This window comes from Saliphagus sp. GCM10025334, from assembly GCF_042663485.1.
Classification (GTDB): domain Archaea; phylum Halobacteriota; class Halobacteria; order Halobacteriales; family Natrialbaceae; genus Natronosalvus.
Genome location: NZ_JBHTAF010000001.1, coordinates 1,594,885 through 1,611,020 on the forward strand (window position 1 = coordinate 1,594,885; position 16,136 = coordinate 1,611,020).

Below are 16,136 nucleotides of genomic sequence, written 5' to 3' on the forward strand. Positions count from 1 at the left end.
CGCCCAAAACAGACTCAGTAGTATGTCAACCGCAACGATGAGCGATCGACGCGAGCACATTCGCTCGATCGGCGTGACAGCGTTCGCCTGTCTCGCCGGGGTTGGCGCCGCCATCGGCTCCTCGATACTCACCGCCGGGGAAGCCGTCGACGCCGCGGCGACCGAACCGCTCACCTACCTCCTCGTCTTCGGGCTGATCGCCCTGCAGGTCATCGGCCTGCCGGCCATCGGCCTCTACGATAGCGAGGAGTTCGGACCCAAACACGTCCTGTTCATCGGGCTGATGACCTTCTCGTTCTGGTTCATCACCTGGGGAATCATGCTGAGCACCGGCGCGAGCTTCTAACATGGCCAAAGACAGCATCGCCGTCGTCGACCTCGATCGGTGCCAGCCCGACCGGTGCAACTACGAGTGCAAGAACTACTGCCCACCCAACCGCACCGGCAAGGAGTGCATCACGCTTCGGGGCGAAGAGGCCGACGAAGGCCAGCCCGAGCAGATCCGTATCTCCGAGGAGATATGTCTGGGCGAAACCTGCGGCATCTGCGTCGAGAAGTGCCCCTTCGACGCCATCGAGATCATCAACCTGCCACAGGAACTCCAGGACGACCCCGCCCACCGCTACGGCGAGAACGCCTTCTCGCTGTACGGCCTCCCAGCGCCACAAGAGGGGAGGGTAACGGGCATCCTCGGACCGAACGGCATCGGGAAGACCACCGCCGTCCGCATTCTGGCCGGCGAACTCGAGCCCAACCTAGGGCGCTTCGACGATCCACCGGGCTGGGACGACGTGCTCGAGGCCTACCGCGGCACCGAGATTCAGGACTATCTCGAGGCCGTCCGCGACGGCGACCTCTCGGTCGCGCGGAAACCACAGTACGTCGACCAGATCCCGAACCAGTTCGACGGCAACACCCGCGAACTGCTCGAGCGGACGAACGAGCGCGACGCCCTCGAGTACCTCGTCGAGCGACTCTCGATCGGCCCGGTGATGGACCAGTCGATCGACGATCTGTCGGGTGGAGAACTCCAACGCGTAGCGCTTGCGGCGACACTGGCTCGCGACACGGACTTCTACTTCCTCGACGAGATTACGCCGTATCTCGACATCGGTCAGCGGGTCACCGCGGCCCGTCTGATCCGCGAACTCGCGGAGGAGGAAGGAAAGTCGATGCTCGTGGTCGAACACGACCTCGCCGTCCTCGACTTGCTCGCCGACACCCTCCACGTCGCCTACGGTGAGCCCGGCGCCTACGGTGTCATCACGACGCCCAAGTCGGTCCGCAACGGCATCAACGAGTACCTCGCGGGCTACCTCGAGAACGAGAACATGCGGATTCGGCCGAACCCGATCGAGTTCGAGGAACACGCCCCCCGGAGCGCCACCCGCGGGGATACCCTCGTCGAGTACCCCGACCTCGTCAAGTCCTACGGCGACGGCGAGTTCTCCCTCGAGGTCGAGGGCGGCGAAATTCGGAAGAACGAGGTGCTCGGCGTCGTCGGGCCGAACGGCATCGGGAAGTCGACCTTCGCGAAGCTGTTGACCGGGGCGCTCGAGCCCGACGAAGGCGAGGCCGAATTGGATCTCGACATCTCGTACAAACCGCAGTACGTCACCATCGACCAGCCGATGCGCGTCGACGCGTTCCTCGCTTCGATTACCGACCAGTTCGGCTCCTCGTACTGGAACACCGAAATCGCGGGCCCACTCCAGCTCGAGCGAATTATGGAACAGAGCCTCTCGGACCTCTCGGGCGGGGAGCGCCAGCGGGTAGCCATCGCGGCCTGCCTCTCCGATACCGCGGATCTGTACCTGCTCGACGAGCCCTCGGCCCATCTCGACGTCGAACAGCGGGTCCAGGCCACGCGAGCGATCCGGCGCTACGCCGAACAGCAGGACGCCACCGTCCTGGTCATCGACCACGACATCTACATGATCGACCTGCTGGCCGACCGCCTGATGGTCTTCGACGGCGAACCGGCCGTTCACGGCCGCGCGGGGACGCCCCAGTCGATGCGCGGCGGCATGAACGAATTCCTGGCGAACCTCGAGGTGACGTTCCGCCGGGACGAGCGGACCTCGCGCCCGCGGATCAACAAGCCGGACTCCCAGCTCGACAGGCAACAGAAGCGCGAGGGCGAGTACTACTACGCACCCTGATCGGTGCCGTCTGATTTCTTCGCGATTCGAATTTCACGCTCGAGGTCGAGGCACTCAGCAGTCGCTATTGCGTTGGCTCGCGTCGAGGGTCAACCAAAAAAAGCCGTCTCCGATCGTACGTCCGTCTCTCGTTCGTCTCGCTACTCTTCGACGTCGCTGCCTCGAGACCGCAGTCCGCTAACGTTGGGCCCACTGCCGGATTTCAGGTCGTCGAAGCGCGACTGGACGGTCGGGCGGTGTTCGCCGAAGGTCGCGCCGACGAGCGCACCGAGGGCGGCCCCGGTGCTCGCGGTCTGTTTGCCCAGTAGTCCACCCAGGAAGGCGCCGACGGCGGCGCCCATCGCGGCGTAGCGTGCGCGGCTCATGGCACGGACGAGTCTATCTTTCACCATGCGTGAGTGTACGGTCGAGAGAAAGATAAGCCTGTTCCTGGCTGTTGCCCTGCGGGTGTACTGATTCACTGGTTACGCCGGGGATTCACCGGTTATGCTGAAGGCACACTCGTGGGCGAGACGGAATCAGCCGATCAGCCGCTGACAGCTCCCACAGAGGTGTTCTTCCTTGATGTCGACTTCCCGCACCGTGGGCGAGAAGTTCATCACACACCGCTGGTTGTCGCAGTGCTCGAGCCCGTAGGTGTGGCCGATCTCGTGAACGATCTCTTTACGGATGCGGTCCTGGAAGATGTCGCTCGCGCTCTTGTTCGAGAACCCGCCGTCGCTCGAGGTCTGCAGGCGATAGGTCGAGACGACGCTGCCGCTCCCGTCGAGGTAGGCGAGGCCGAAGACGTAGTTGCGTCGGCGGTAGAAGAGGTCGTGGGGGGTGACGGCGATGTTCTTGTCGCCTCGGCCGACGCGCTCGGCCAGCTGGATGAACGTCTCGGCGCAGTACTGGTTGCGCCCGGAGTCGTACGCGCCGTTCGGGATCGACTGGGCATCGTTGACCGTGACGTCGCAGTCGTAGACCGACCGGAGCGCCGCGGAGGCCTCCCGCTTGACGTTCGCGGGAACGGACCCGACCGGCACGATGTCGACGAGCATGGCAACGTCTATGGCGCCCCCCAGCATAAACGTCCCGCCGTGGTACGCTTTCACCGGGATCGAGACGGAGACCGGTCCCAGAATCTGGACGCGCTCGTGGGAAAGCTCGCAGCCTACGAGCGCCTGCTCGAGGTCGGCATCGGACGGCGCACGGCGGTCGCCGAGGCGCTCGTCGAGGCCGGGTGTGCGGTCGTTGCGACGGACGTTCACCCGCGCGAGACCCCAGAGGGAGTGCGGTTCGTGATCGACGACGTCACCGACCCCGACCTCGAGTTGTACGCCGACGCCGACGCCATCTACGCGCTGAACCTCCCACCAGAACTGCATCGGCCGGCGCTCGAGGTCGCTCGCGCGTTCGACGCCGACTTCCTGTTCACGACGCTGGGTGGCGATCCGCCGCTGGTGCCCGTCGAGCGAGTGTCGCTGCCTCGAGAGACGCTGTTCGTCTCACATCGTGGAACGGAGCATCCCGGCGGCGGCCGTTGAGAGGGAAAACGAGCGCCGTCGGTGACGAACGACTTTTCACGAACTCCCGCGTTGGCCCCGGTATGCAGGCTGTCACCTTCACCGGCCACGGAGACACCGACGTGATCGAGTACGCCGAGGTTCCCGACCCCGACGTCGGCCCCGAGGACGTGCTCGTCGACGTGAAGACGGGCGCGCTCAACCACCTCGACGTCTGGACGCGACGCGGGCTACCCGGACTCGACCTCGAGATGCCACACGTCCCCGGCAGCGACGCGGCGGGCGTCGTCGTCGACACCGGCGAGGCCGTCACCCGATTCGAGGAGGGCGACCGGGTCGCCCTCTCCGCGGGCGTCTCCTGTGGCGAGTGCGAGTTCTGCCGCCGCGGGGAGTACCCGCTCTGCGTCTCCTACCACGTCATCGGCGAGCACGTCCCCGGCGTCCACGCCGAGTACGCCGCCGTCCCCCAGGACAACCTGATCCCCGTTCCCGAGGGCGTCGACTGGGTGACCGCGGGGTCGACCACCCTCGTCTTCCAGACCGCGTGGCGCATGCTGATCGACAGAGCCGATATCTCGGCGGGCGAGTCCATCCTCGTCCTGGGAGCCAGCGGCGGCGTCGGCCACGCGGCCCTCCAGATCGCCGCCCACGCGGGCGCGGAGGTGTATGCCACGGGCAGTAGCGAGGAGAAACTGCGATACGCCGAGGCCCACGGCGCCGACCACGTCGTCGACTACGAGGAGGAGAACTTCGCCGACTGGGTGCGCGCCGAGACCGGCAAGCGCGGCGTCGACGTCGTCGTCGACTACATCGGCGCCGGCACCTGGCGCGATTCCATCCGGAGCCTCGCGAAGGGTGGCCGCCTCGTCACCTGCGGGGGCACCGCTGGGCCGAATCCCGAGACCGACATCCCCCGCATCTTCTGGAACCAGCTCACGATCCTGGGCTCGACGATGGCTACCCCGGGTCAGGTCGACGACGTGATGGAACTCGTCTGGGACGGCACATTCGAACCCGCCGTCCGCGAGGTGCTCCCGATGAGCGAGACCGACCGCGCCCACGCCCTCCTCGAGAATCGCGAGGGATTCGGGAAGGTCGTCGTTCGACCGGATAGCGAACTCGAGTAGTCGAAGACGGGCCGTGATGGACGGACGGGAAAGTCGAATATCGGCCCTGACGTGCGAACGAGAACCGTGAGGGCTATGCAGACGCGCTCGAAACGTTCACACGTGACCTCGAGCGACGACGGCGGCTACGTCCACGACCCGAACGCGTTCGACCAGGAGGGTCGCCGAGCCGCGGACGACCGGAAGGCGAGCGCGAACACCGAGGACGACTCGAACGACGACGCCTGGCTCGAGCGACCGATCCACCCCGAGGCGGGCGACCGAGAGTTCGGTCGTCGCGGCTGGGTGCTCGTCGGGATGATCGTCCTCGCGTTCATCGTCGCTCCCGGACTCATCCTGCTGACGCCGCCGGATATGGACTACTGGTTCGCGCTGTTGATCCTCCCGCTCTTGCCGGCGACAATGCTCGCGCTGACGGCGGTGTGGGCGACGACGCGGCCCTGAGCCCGAACTGGTCGGTTCTCGCCTTGAGGGACGTTCCGCGACTTCTTTGCCGCGAGTGTCCCACCTCGGGCCACGGTTCCTCACGATTCGCATCTCGAGGCTCGTCTCGAGTCGAACCGTTCCCCTTACCCTCACTCCTCGACATCGACGAACGCATCGTAGAACTCGCTCGTGAGGTGGCGCCGTTCCCACCGTTCTCGAGTCTCGTCCCCAATCAGCGACGCCCAGACCGTCAGAACGACGGTACAGGCGGCCAGTCCCGGGAGAACCGCGACCGCGGTCGTGATCAGTGGCTCGAATACGAAGAAGCCGACGAACCTGGATCGGAGGCCGGAGACGTCCGGGCCGAACAGGAGCCACCGCGCCGGAAACGGCGCGAGGACGACGATGGCGATCGGGTACGGGAGCACGTTTAACACCGGCCCGCCGTAGCCGCGGACGAACGCGAGCGAGAAGTACGTCCAGACGGCGACGCCCGCGGCCGCGCAGCCCACCCGTTGTGCGCCGATATTCGACTCGAGCGCGAGCACCGTGAGGTCGCCGTAGACGGCGGCGACGGCCCCGAAGTACGCGAGGAGACAGACCGCGATCCCGCCAAGAACGGTCAGCGCGTGTACGCGTCGTGACTGGGTAGCGAACGGGTCGAAGCCGAGCGGGCGATTCATCCTTACCTCGAGTCGTGGTGGAGACGGAGGTTGAAGGTTGCGAGTGCGGCAGTGGGACTTGAAGTGACGAGTACGGCGACGGGACGCCACAGACCGCCCAACGACCGGAGATGCTTTGGGGATCCCCTCACCTAGGTCGGGTATGGACGCGATCACGGCCGCGACGGCCGCCGTCGAGTCGAGGGGGTATCGACCGTGATCGAGGACGCCGAGGAAATCCTCGAGGAGGTCGGCTTCGACCCCGAGGCGAGCGTCCTCACCCACCGCCAGGCGCAGGTGCTGGCACTCCGCGAACGCGGGTTCTCCCAGGCGTCGATCGCCGACGCGCTCGGGACCTCCCGCGCCAACGTCTCCTCGGTCGAGGGGAGCGCCCGCGACAACCTCGAGCGCGCACGCGAGACTATCGCGTTCGCCGAGGCGCTGCGAGCCCCGGTTCGCGTGCAGGTCGAGGCGGGAACGGACCTCTACGATGTCCCCGAGGCGGTGTACGCGGCCTGCGACGAGGCGGGCGTCAAGGTCGAGTACACCGCGCCGGACCTGATGAAGGTGGTTTCGGACGCCGCGGGCGACGCGGTGACCGGTCGACGGGTGGCGACGGATCTCGTCGTCGGAGTCACGAGCGACGGATCGGTCCGGGTTCGCCAGTCCGAGTGAAGAGGAAAGGAAAGCGGGTTGCCACGGCCCCGAGAGATTTGTCCTCGGCCACCGTAGTAGACCCATGGACCTCGACGTCGACGACAACGCGGCACTGGTAACGGCATCCTCGAGCGGCCTCGGCCTGGCGAGCGCGGCGGTGCTCGCCCGCCAGGGCGCGGACGTCGCCATCTGCGGGCGCGACGAGGAACGGCTCGAGACGGCGCGCGAGCACGTCGATTCGCAGGGAGACGGCGAGGTGCTCGCGAAGCAGACCGACCTCACGGATCCCGACCAGGTGTCGGACCTGGTCGCGACCACCGCGGAGGCCTTCGGCGGCATCGACCACCTCGTCACCTCCGCGGGCGGCCCGCCGAGCACGACCTTCCTCGAGACGAGCGAGCGCGAGTGGTACCAGGCCTACGACTTGCTGGTGATGAGCGTCGTCTGGACGATCGAGGAGGCCCACCCGCACCTGCTCGAGTCCGACGAGGGGTCGATCGTCTGCATCACCTCCCGGACAGTCCAGGAGGTCGCCGACGGCCTCCTGCTCTCGAACGCGGTCCGCCGGGCGGTCATCGGTCTCGTCAAGACCGTCTCCCGGGAGTTCGCGCCCGAGATCCGGGCGAACGCGGTTCTGCCGGGAACCATCGAGACGCCCCGCATCGAGGAACTGATCGATGCTCGCGTCGAGAACGGCACCTACGAGGACTACGAGTCGGGACTCGAGGCGATGGCCAACGACATCCCGATGGGACGAATCGGCGATCCGGAGGAGTTGGGTGAAGTGGTGGCCTTCCTCTCGAGCCCCCACGCGAGTTTCGTTACCGGGGTGGAGGTGCCGATCGACGGCGGGCTGTTGCGGAGCTAGTAGCCGATCGAGGAACGTTCGGGTTCGACGTTCGACGACCGGGAGCGTCCGACGACCAGCGACGACCAGCGACAATCACCCACCGCTCGCGATTCGTGAGGACGCCCCCACCAGCATTTGTATCTCGTCGTGGTAGCCGCCGAGAATGACGCGCGAGCCGAGACGGGACCAAGGATCGGATAGCGATCGGACTCCAGGACGCGACCGGATCCCGCAACGAGAGCAAGCTCCTGGACGGGCCACCCGCCCCGCCTACTCGAGCCAGCGTCGCACCTGGTACGGTCACGGCACGCTGGCTCGAGCCGAAAAGCCGCCGCTTCGGCGCTACCTCCACGACGTGACCACCGTCTTCGCGGAACTCGCCGTGTTGGGACTGCCGGCGATAACCCTGGCCTTCCTCTCGCCCGACCCGACCGTCTACGGCGTCTCGAGCGCGATGCTCGTCGCTTGGTTGACGATGACGGCGGTCGCCGCCGGGGTTCGCGGCGGGTGGATCCGGCCACTGGGAACCGACGTTCGGGGCTGGCTCTCGCTCACCCCGTGGCTCGTCGTGCTCCGAATCGCCTACTACAACCTCGTGCTCGGCGCGATTGCGTTCGGGAGCCCTGCCGCCGGGGACGCGGTCGGGTTTCCGCCCGCATCGCTCGTCGTGGCCGTCGGCTCGAGCGCCCTCGCCGCCCTCGCGTTCCCGCGGCTGGGCGAGTGGGTGTATGGGCGGCTCGAGGGCGACTAAAAGTTGGATTTCGAGTAGTCACCACGTCTCGATGCGCCCCTCGTGAACGTCCTCGACACACCCCTCGCAGTCAGGGTGGTCCGCCTCGTAACACGCCGGCCGGAACTCCTCGTCCAGTTTCGCAGCTCGCTTCTCCGCAAATCGGCGGCAGACGATCTTCGCCCGCCCCGCATCGTCCGTCGGCAGGCTCCGGGCGTTTCGCGCCACGCGGTAGGCCTCCCGTGCCTCCTCGAGCTGCCCGTCCGCCGACCGGCGAACCTCCGCGTACTGGGTTCCCGCCTGCTCGAGTTTCGAGCGCAAAAATCGCTCGAGTCGACGCCGATCTGCCATTGTGGGTAGTGTTCGTGGGCCGGACACATATACTGTTGGCCAGAGGCAGCTGCTCGCGCCTCGTTATCGACCGGGAAGGGACGAAGACGATCGACGCGACGCATCGAACCCGCTCGAGGACCACTTTCACTCCGGTGGCGGCAGTTTAAATACGATCGGGCGCGAACACCGGTATGCCTCCCATGGATACACAAGAGGAGGCGTGATCCGATGAGCGACGTACGCCAACACGCAGAAGACATACACGAGCAGTTTTCAGAACACATCGACCTCGAGGTCGAGGACGTCGAGAAGCGACTCACCACGCTGGTCGACGAGTACAAAGTCCCGATGGACGAGGCTCGCCGATCCGTGACGACGCACTACCTCGACGAGGCCGGCCTCGAACGCGAGGACATCTCGAGCGGCGGCAGCGAGCGCGCCCAGATCGAGGACGTCGACGAACCCGAAGAGTGGATCGACCTCACCGCCAAGGTCATCGAACTCTGGGAGCCCCGCAGCGACTCCGTCGCGCAGGTCGGCCTCCTGGGCGACCCGACGGGTACCATCAAGTTCACCAAGTGGGCCAAATCCGACCTCCCGAGCCTCGAGGAGGGCGGCGTCTACGACCTCCGTAACGTCGTCACCGACGAGTACCAGGGCCGGTACTCGGTCAAACTCAACTCGACGACGGTCGTCGAAGAACTCGAGGAGGACCTCGAGGTCGGCGACGATACCAGCGAAATCGAGGGGGCGCTGGTGGACATGCAGAGCGGCAGCGGCCTCATCAAGCGCTGCCCTGAGGACGACTGTACCTACGTGCTCCAGAACGGGCGCTGTCCCGACCACGGCGAGGTCGAGGGTGACTTCGACCTGCGCATCAAGGGGGTCGTCGACGACGGCCTCGACGCCCACGAGGTCATCTTCGACGCCGAGGCCACCGAGGGGCTGACGGGGATCAGCCTCGAGGAGGCCAAAGACATGGCGATGGACGCCCTCGACACGACCGTCGTCGCCGACGAGATCCGTGATCGGATCGTCGGCACCTACTACCGCATCGAGGGGCCGACCTTCGGCCGCTACGTGCTGGCCGACGAGGTCGAGGAACTCGATGGGCCAGTCGATGCCGAGGAACTGCTGATCAAAGCGAGGTCGATGTAAATGTCTCAGACACAACTCACCCGCGAGGTCGCAAAGCGCGTCTTCGCCTCCGAATTCAACGACTCGACGTACGCGTTCAAGGAGTCCGACGACGAGCGCGCGCCGAACTACGCCCTGTTGCCGACCGGCGACCGCGCAAACCGCGTGTTCTTCGTCGGCACGCTCACCGAGACCGAGGACGTGGGCGACGAGAGCGAGTACTGGCGGGGGCGCGTCGTCGATCCGACCGGGACGTTCTTCGTCTACGCCGGCCAGTACCAGCCCGAGGCCGCCGCGGTCCTCCGGGACACGGAGCCGCCGGCGTACGTGGCTATCGTCGGCAAGCCACGCACCTACGAGACCGACGACGGCACCGTCAACGTCTCCGTCCGACCCGAGTCCATCGCGGTCGTCGACGAGGCCACCCGCGACCGCTGGGTCGTCGAGACCGCCGAACGGACCCTCGACCGCGTCGAGGCGTTCCAGACGTGGGAAGCCGAGCAGGAGGCTCCCGAGAGCGGCTCGACGGTTCCCACCAACGAGTACGCCCAGATGGCCCGCGAGCAGTACGACTCGCCCGTCGAGAACTACCGTCGCGACGTGATTCAAGCGCTGGAGAGCCTCGAAGAGGTCGAGGCCTCGGCCTGAATCGAGACCGAATCGCACCACCCTGTCGTATTCCCTTTTTGTGGACGAAGATCGGTCTGCTGACAGCGCCTCGAGCGAGAGCCTACGCTGGAAATCGTCACCCCATCGCCGACGAAGCGGACTGGAGGCGGCGATGACGGGCCGTAACCGGTCGTCTGACAAACGGTTAAGTGCCTCGCGCGACGATAGGTCATCGATACCGACATGGGCAACAAGAACAAGACCATCTCGTTCCGGGTGAACGAGGACGCCTTCGCGGCCCTCCAGGAGATCGCCGAGGAGCGCGACATTTCGTTGTCCGCCGTCTTCCGGGACTACGTCGATCTCCTGGTCGACCACGACGGACAGGTTGCCGTCGTCCCCGAGGACGAACTCGAGGCCCGAAGTGAGAACGAACAGTCGTTCCCGCCCACCGTCGAGGTGCCAAAGAGCTTCGTTCGCGAGCACGAGCGACTCGAACTCGAGGCCGAGCACCTGCGTGAACAGCTCGAAGAGCACAAGTCCTACGTCACCGACCTGCGCGATCGCCTCGAGGACGAGGAAGACGAGGTCCTCCTGCTGGACGACCTCGACGACTCGAGCGACTCGCCGACGGTTCGATAGCTCGTCGGACGAGCACCGAAGCCAGCGTCGAACCCGGCGAACGGGCTCGTGCAGTTACCGTGACAACTCCCGCTTCACGCGCCGAATCTCTTCTTCGGCTTCGTCGTCGCCCTCGACGCGAGCCAGCCCCTCCGCGGCCTCGAGCGTGCGAACCCCGCTGTCAAGAAACGAGAGGACGTCCCCGGAGTAGGCGTAGACCATGTAGTCGTCGCTCATCACGTCCACGATGGCGTCCGGACCGAGCCCCTGAGCGCGTAACTCGAGGAGGTAGCGGACGAACTTCCGCTCGGGACAGCCGCAGTAGGGATTGTTGTCGCAGTCGCAGTCCAGAAAGTCCGTCGCGAAGTCGAGCACCCGATCGCGGGTAGCGTCATCGAGTTTCTCGAGGCCCTGGCCCTGAAAGAGCACGTCCAACGTCGCTCCCTTGAACGCCCCCTTCGGAATGTTCGTCTCGAGCTGGGAGCTGACCTGGCGGTGGTTCTTGACGTAGATCTTGTCGGTGATGGCCACGCGTTGGTGGGAGTACTCGCGGCACGGGCAAAAACGGCTCGGATAGTTGTGGTGCGGATTACGGGCTCGAGCTATGAGAGAAGATGAGTAGTTAGGTACGAGGTCGATGGACCGGGCGGCCGTCAGCACACGCTAGCCACTCCCATCCCGTCTCGAGAGTCGTAACGTATTTGAAGTTGACCAGGCTAAGAGTGCTTGCAAGCGCGTCCGGGTTGGGGTAGTGGTTATCCTTCAGCCTTGTGGAGGCTGAGACGCGGGTTCGATTCTCGCACCCGGACTGTATCAACTTCTTTATATTTTTGGTCCCTTAGAGGAGAATATATTGGTCTGATGCTCACGTCTCGAGAACGTCGTCTCGCTCTGTCTGCCGTGTCACCGACGAGCGGAGTTTAGCCAGATCAGCGTCGAGACGGTTCGATCGGACGCCGGACTCGAAACGGCGACGGCGACCGATTCGCTCTCGGAACTCGAGGCGGCTTGACTCGAGCGAAAAACGACACTTCAGCCCCGATTCAGATCACTCCCGCCCGGTCCACTTGAGCAGGAGCAACGTCCCCTCGAAGAGGATGATCATGATGATCGCGACGATGATCGGCGCCATCAGCGTCGGGTCGATCGTGAACATGAACGACAGGCCGGCGAACGCCGCCCAGAAGTACAGCCGTTTGTCGGCCAGCCATCGACGGGTCGTCACGCCCATCAGGACCGCGAGGATGACGAGCAGCGGGATCTGGAAGACGATCGCGAGGAAGCCCGTCAGCGTGATTATGAGGCCGAACGTCTCGCCGAGGGCATACGCGATGTCCGCGCTCCCCTCCGAGTAGAACGTGAAGTACTCGAACAGAATCGGTAACACGACGATGAACGAGACGAACATCCCGATCCCGGCGAGGACGACGCTGGTCGGCACCGCCGCGAGGTAGTACTTGCGCTCGTTGGGGTACAGCCCCGGGCGCATGAACAGGTAGCCCTGGTAGACGAGCATCGGAATCGCGACCATAATCCCCGCCAGTGCGGCGACTTTGATCCGGGTCAGCCAGAGTTCGAGCGGGGCGTAGACGTGCGGCGGCGGCACCTCGGCGGCCGGTCCGGGGAAGACGTTCTCCCAGATGAGTCCGATGGCCTGTGAGGACCACAGCAGGGCGATGGACGTCGCGGCCGCGCCGACGAGGAAGACGACGGCCAGCCGGAGAACCATCTCCTCGATGTGGTCGGCCAGGGGCATCTCCTCGTCGTCCGGTGGGGTCGAGATGCCGCCGATGTCGTCGTCGGGGTCCGGATAGCTCGGCTCCTGGCGGTCTCGCGCCCCGTCGTGGTGGCCGTGGCCGTCGGTCTTCGCTTCTGGGCTGGCGGTCGCATCGGCGTCGGTGTCGGTCTCGCCCGGCGGTTCGGGGGCGGGTTCCTCAAGGTGGCTGAGGTCGGGGCTGGTGCCGACACCGGCGGGGTCGTCTTCGTCTTCGAAATCGTCGACCTCGTCTTCGTCTTCATCTTCGCCTTCGAGATCAACGTCATCGGGGTCTGTATCGTCCTCAGACTCCTCGTCTCCCTCGTCCTCTTCGGACGATTCGAGACTGGGGTTGAATTCGAATTCGGTATCGGTTTTGGCTTCGTACGTGGCCTCGTCATCGCCACCGATACTCGAATCCTCGTCGTTCGAACGGCCCCTCCCCTTCGGACCGAGTTGTGGGCGTTCGTCGAGCGGAACGTCTTCGAACCCGCTGGGCGCGTCGCCGTCGGTTGTCCCTCCGCGAGCCGTGAGTCCGGTCGATTCGTCGTCGGCCGCGTCCGGAGTATCAGTGTCGTCGTCGCTCAACGCATCAGTGTCGTCGTCGCTCGAGGGTTCGTTGGCCTCGCCGTCGGCATCGCCGGAGGTATCGTCACCATTGGTGCCATCGGCGGTGGTGTCCTCACCGTCGTTTGCGTCCCCATCGCGATCACTCGCGGCCGTGGCGACGTCGTTTTCGGATCGGGGATCGGTAGCGGCCTCGGCGCTCGAGTCCCGCGGCTCCTCGGCCTCATCGGTGTCCGACCCAGCATCCGACTCGTCCGACATCTATCGGGATATAGATAGGCGCCCGGTTATAGGCCTTTTTCTTACGCCACGGGATTGAGAGTCGAGGAAGGTGACACAATCGGGCGCCGAAACGACCCTTCGGTCGCCATCGTCCCAACCGGCCTGGTCCACGGCACCGACCCCCCAGAAGGGCGAATTCGGTCGAAGAGCATCGACCCGAAACGGCCTCCGAGAGACCGAAAACGGACGTCCATCACGAGTGTTGACTCGAAAAGTTGATAACTGTAAATAAGCTATCGTGGGACACCGAATGAGCGCTATCGACGAGGACACCGTCCGGACGATAAATGCCGGACGGGACACGCTCGGGGCGATGCTCTCGAGTGCCCAGGCGAATCTCCAGAAGGTCTTTATCATCTTCGTGATCGGCTTCATCGGATCGTTCTACGCGCTCCGACTGTACATCTGGGACTTCCTCAAGGCGACGGCGAAAGCCGAGATGGCGCCAAACGTCGCCGACCAGGCCACGGTCATCACGCGGACGCCGTTCGAGGTGATACTGCTCCAGGCGAAAATCGGCATGATCGTCGGCGTCATCGTCGCGATTCCGGCGCTGCTTTACTTCTCGCGCGACAAGCTTCGAGAACGCGGCATCGAGAGCGCCGTCCCGATTTCGGCGGCTTACCTCGCCACCTTCGTCCTCCTCTCGCTCGTCCTCTTCGTCGTCGGACTGATCTACGCCTACGGGGTCTTCTTCCCCTACGCCTTCGGCTTCCTCGCCGGGAACGCCGTTGCGATGGGCGTCAACCCCAGTTTCGGGATTACCGAGTTTACCGAATTCATCGCCCTCCTCACGGTGTCGTTCGGTCTGGCCGCGCAGTTACCGCTGTTCATGAGCGCCCTCTCGTACACCGAAATCGTCCCCTACGAGACGTTCCGGGACAAGTGGCGCCACGCCATCGTCGCCATCACGGTCTTCGGCGCGCTCTTCTCGCCGCCCGACCCGTTCACCCTCGTCATGTGGGCGGCACCGATGGTCATCCTCTACGTGTTCAGTCTCGGCCTCGCGAAACTCGTCGCCAACGTCCGCCGGAAGGGCGAAGCCGAACTCGAGAGCGGTACCGGCCTCGTCAAACGCCGGGTCCTCCAGTTCGGCCTCGGCATTCTCACGATCGCTGGCCTCTCGAGCCTCGCCATCAGCTACGGCGCGTTCGAGTACCTCGAGGAGGAGGTCTACCCCGCCCTCCCCGCCTGGATTCGACCCGGCGGCGGCTCGATCCTCGAGACCCTGCCGGCCGAACACGGCCTCACGGGAACGATCACCGCGGGACTGATCGTGGGCCTCGGCGTCGCGCTCGTCGCGCTGATCGGCTACACGATCGTGGTCCTCCAGCGGCCGATCTACCCCCGCGAATCCGCGCTTCGAACCGCGACGGACCCCTCCGAGATCGACCTGCAGGTGCTCGAGGCCGACGCCATCGAGCGCGCGCCGCCGCAGGTCTTCCTCAAGATGACCGAGGAGGAGGCCATGGAGGAGGCCCGCGAGGCGATGTACGACGACGACAAGGCGAAGGCGCAGGCGATCCTCGACCGGTACGATTCGCTGAACGCGGCCGCTGACGCCGACGTCGACGTCGACGCCGACGCCGACGCCAGCGCGCCAGCGACGGCACCCGGTGAATCCGCCGGAACCGAAGGCGGCGACACCGGCGACGCCGACGAAAGCGGCGGCATCCTCTCGAGCACGGCCGCCGGCATGCTCGACCCGTTCACCGAAGACGAGACGACCGAGGAGGACATCGGCGGCTACGCGTACGACTTCGCGTTCATCCTCAACAGCCTGACCTCGAAGATGTTCCGGCTGGTCGGCCTGTTCATGCTCGTCATGGCCGGGACGTTCTTCTGGCTTTATCAGGGCGGCGTCGGCGACGTCCTCGAGTTGTTCTTGAGCCGGATGCCCGAGTCCGTCCTCGAGGAGGTCGCCGTCGAGAGCGACGTCGATCCGAGCGGGATGGATTTACAGACGTTCCTCGAACAGACCGACCTCGTGGTCGCGATCCACCCCGTCGAGGTGCTGATCTTCGCCGTGAAGGTGAGCGTCATCGCGGGCTTCGTGGCCGTGCTTCCCCTCTTGCTCTACTACGCCTGGCCCCCAGCCAGGGAGCGCGGCCTGGTCCGGGGCGACCGACGCGTGTTCCTCGTCTGGGGCGGGACGATCGCGCTCGGGTTCGCCGCCGGGACCTACCTCGGGTTCTTCTGGATCGCCCCCTCCGTGATCTCCTATCTCGTCGCGGACGCGCTCGCCAACGGGATGGAGGTCTCCTACCGGATCAAGAGCTTCTTCTGGCTCGTGATCTACACGACCGTCGGCATCGGGTTCCTGTTCAACATCATCGTCACGATGGCGCTGTTCCACGTCGGCGGTATCGTCAGCTATCGGACGATGCTCCGGCGCTGGCGACCGGTCGTCGTCGGCATCTTCACCGTCGCCGCGTTCGCGAGTCCGAAAGGGATACTGACCATGTTCCTGATGGCGATCCCGCTCGCGGTGACCTACATGCTGGGACTGGCCGTCCTCTACGTGCTCACCGGCGGCGGGCGATTATTCGGCGGCGGTGGATCGACATCGGCGCCCGAACCCGCCGAGCACGAAACCGGGTAGTACCGTTCAGTTCGTTTTCCGTTTCTCGGCCGCTCAGTTTCTCTACCGCTCGATCGCTCAGCGATTCTGCCACGCGATCCCGACAAACCGCTTAAGGACTCCGCCTCCAA

Annotated in this window: 18 protein-coding genes and 1 tRNA gene; 13 read left to right on the top strand and 6 right to left on the bottom strand. The window is 65.3% G+C overall.

Features of this window, described 5'->3' with window-relative positions:
* Positions 1-22 precede the first annotated feature (22 nt).
* Together ACFQO4_RS07520 and ACFQO4_RS07525 are read left to right on the top strand one after the other, a co-directional pair.
* Positions 23-346 (top strand): EMC6-like membrane protein, encoded by a 324-nt coding sequence (locus tag ACFQO4_RS07520; protein WP_500260291.1) that lies wholly within the window; start codon positions 23-25, stop codon positions 344-346.
* A 1-nt stretch (position 347) separates the two neighbouring features.
* Positions 348-2,162 carry a ribosome biogenesis/translation initiation ATPase RLI gene (locus tag ACFQO4_RS07525; RefSeq protein ID WP_500260292.1) on the top strand — a complete coding sequence of 605 codons (1,815 nt, stop codon included), beginning with the start codon at positions 348-350 and terminating at the stop codon, positions 2,160-2,162.
* A 140-nt stretch (positions 2,163-2,302) separates the two neighbouring features.
* Here ACFQO4_RS07525 and ACFQO4_RS07530 read toward each other — a convergent pair whose 3' ends face one another.
* The gene (locus ACFQO4_RS07530; RefSeq protein WP_500260293.1) at positions 2,303-2,554 is read right to left on the bottom strand and encodes a YMGG-like glycine zipper-containing protein; all 252 of its coding nucleotides are present in this window, start codon (positions 2,552-2,554) and stop codon (positions 2,303-2,305) included.
* A 126-nt stretch (positions 2,555-2,680) separates the two neighbouring features.
* Positions 2,681-3,202: an archaemetzincin family Zn-dependent metalloprotease gene (locus tag ACFQO4_RS07535; protein ID WP_253431834.1), complete on the bottom strand. Its 522-nt coding sequence runs from the start codon at positions 3,200-3,202 to the stop codon at positions 2,681-2,683.
* 39 nt (positions 3,203-3,241) lie between these two features.
* On the opposite strand from ACFQO4_RS07535, the gene ACFQO4_RS07540 reads away from it, so the two are divergent.
* From ACFQO4_RS07540 to ACFQO4_RS07550, 3 genes are all read left to right on the top strand, one after another.
* Positions 3,242-3,688 (top strand): UPF0146 family protein, encoded by a 447-nt coding sequence (locus ACFQO4_RS07540; RefSeq protein WP_500260294.1) that lies wholly within the window; start codon positions 3,242-3,244, stop codon positions 3,686-3,688.
* 62 nt (positions 3,689-3,750) lie between these two features.
* Positions 3,751-4,794 carry a zinc-binding dehydrogenase gene (locus ACFQO4_RS07545; protein WP_500260295.1) on the top strand — a complete coding sequence of 348 codons (1,044 nt, stop codon included), beginning with the start codon at positions 3,751-3,753 and terminating at the stop codon, positions 4,792-4,794.
* A 102-nt stretch (positions 4,795-4,896) separates the two neighbouring features.
* On the top strand, positions 4,897-5,238 hold the full coding sequence (locus ACFQO4_RS07550; protein WP_500260296.1) for a DUF7977 family protein: 342 nt from the start codon (positions 4,897-4,899) through the stop codon (positions 5,236-5,238).
* 131 nt (positions 5,239-5,369) lie between these two features.
* On the opposite strand, the gene ACFQO4_RS07555 is transcribed toward ACFQO4_RS07550, so the two are convergent.
* The gene (locus ACFQO4_RS07555) at positions 5,370-5,903 is read right to left on the bottom strand and encodes a hypothetical protein (protein WP_500260297.1); all 534 of its coding nucleotides are present in this window, start codon (positions 5,901-5,903) and stop codon (positions 5,370-5,372) included.
* A gap of 195 nt (positions 5,904-6,098) precedes the next feature.
* Here ACFQO4_RS07555 and ACFQO4_RS07560 point away from each other — a divergent pair, with 195 nt between their 5' ends.
* The 3 genes from ACFQO4_RS07560 (at position 6,099) to ACFQO4_RS07570 (ending at position 8,140) form a co-directional block, all read left to right on the top strand.
* On the top strand, positions 6,099-6,557 hold the full coding sequence (locus ACFQO4_RS07560; protein WP_500260298.1) for a Tfx family DNA-binding protein: 459 nt from the start codon (positions 6,099-6,101) through the stop codon (positions 6,555-6,557).
* A 64-nt stretch (positions 6,558-6,621) separates the two neighbouring features.
* A complete protein-coding gene (locus ACFQO4_RS07565) occupies positions 6,622-7,407 on the top strand; it encodes an SDR family oxidoreductase (protein WP_500260299.1) in 786 nt (261 codons plus the stop codon).
* 145 nt (positions 7,408-7,552) lie between these two features.
* Entirely contained in the window at positions 7,553-8,140 is a 588-nt protein-coding gene (locus tag ACFQO4_RS07570; RefSeq protein ID WP_500260300.1) for a DUF8215 family protein, read from the top strand.
* An 18-nt stretch (positions 8,141-8,158) separates the two neighbouring features.
* Here the strand turns inward: ACFQO4_RS07570 and ACFQO4_RS07575 are convergent, their stop codons facing one another.
* Positions 8,159-8,470, bottom strand: coding sequence for a DUF7091 family protein (locus ACFQO4_RS07575; protein WP_253431819.1), 312 nt, complete (start codon positions 8,468-8,470; stop codon positions 8,159-8,161).
* A 210-nt stretch (positions 8,471-8,680) separates the two neighbouring features.
* Here ACFQO4_RS07575 and ACFQO4_RS07580 point away from each other — a divergent pair, with 210 nt between their 5' ends.
* The 3 genes from ACFQO4_RS07580 (at position 8,681) to ACFQO4_RS07590 (ending at position 10,840) form a co-directional block, all read left to right on the top strand.
* On the top strand, positions 8,681-9,610 hold the full coding sequence (locus tag ACFQO4_RS07580) for a replication factor A (RefSeq protein ID WP_500260301.1): 930 nt from the start codon (positions 8,681-8,683) through the stop codon (positions 9,608-9,610).
* Positions 9,611-10,237 carry an RPA family protein gene (locus ACFQO4_RS07585; RefSeq protein ID WP_500260302.1) on the top strand — a complete coding sequence of 209 codons (627 nt, stop codon included), beginning with the start codon at positions 9,611-9,613 and terminating at the stop codon, positions 10,235-10,237.
* A 204-nt stretch (positions 10,238-10,441) separates the two neighbouring features.
* Positions 10,442-10,840 (top strand): DUF8146 domain-containing protein, encoded by a 399-nt coding sequence (locus tag ACFQO4_RS07590; RefSeq protein ID WP_500260303.1) that lies wholly within the window; start codon positions 10,442-10,444, stop codon positions 10,838-10,840.
* A gap of 54 nt (positions 10,841-10,894) precedes the next feature.
* On the opposite strand, the gene ACFQO4_RS07595 is transcribed toward ACFQO4_RS07590, so the two are convergent.
* On the bottom strand, positions 10,895-11,350 hold the full coding sequence (locus ACFQO4_RS07595; protein WP_500260304.1) for a DUF5814 domain-containing protein: 456 nt from the start codon (positions 11,348-11,350) through the stop codon (positions 10,895-10,897).
* Positions 11,351-11,556: 206 nt separating this feature from the next.
* Between ACFQO4_RS07595 and ACFQO4_RS07600 the strand changes: the two genes are divergently transcribed.
* Positions 11,557-11,628 (top strand) — tRNA-His (locus ACFQO4_RS07600).
* A 239-nt stretch (positions 11,629-11,867) separates the two neighbouring features.
* Here the strand turns inward: ACFQO4_RS07600 and tatC are convergent.
* Positions 11,868-12,986: a twin-arginine translocase subunit TatC gene (gene tatC / locus ACFQO4_RS07605; RefSeq protein ID WP_500260483.1), complete on the bottom strand. Its 1,119-nt coding sequence runs from the start codon at positions 12,984-12,986 to the stop codon at positions 11,868-11,870.
* Between the two features lie 688 nt (positions 12,987-13,674).
* Here tatC and ACFQO4_RS07610 point away from each other — a divergent pair.
* Entirely contained in the window at positions 13,675-16,026 is a 2,352-nt protein-coding gene (locus ACFQO4_RS07610; RefSeq protein WP_500260305.1) for a twin-arginine translocase subunit TatC, read from the top strand.
* The last annotated feature ends 110 nt before the right edge of the window (positions 16,027-16,136 follow it).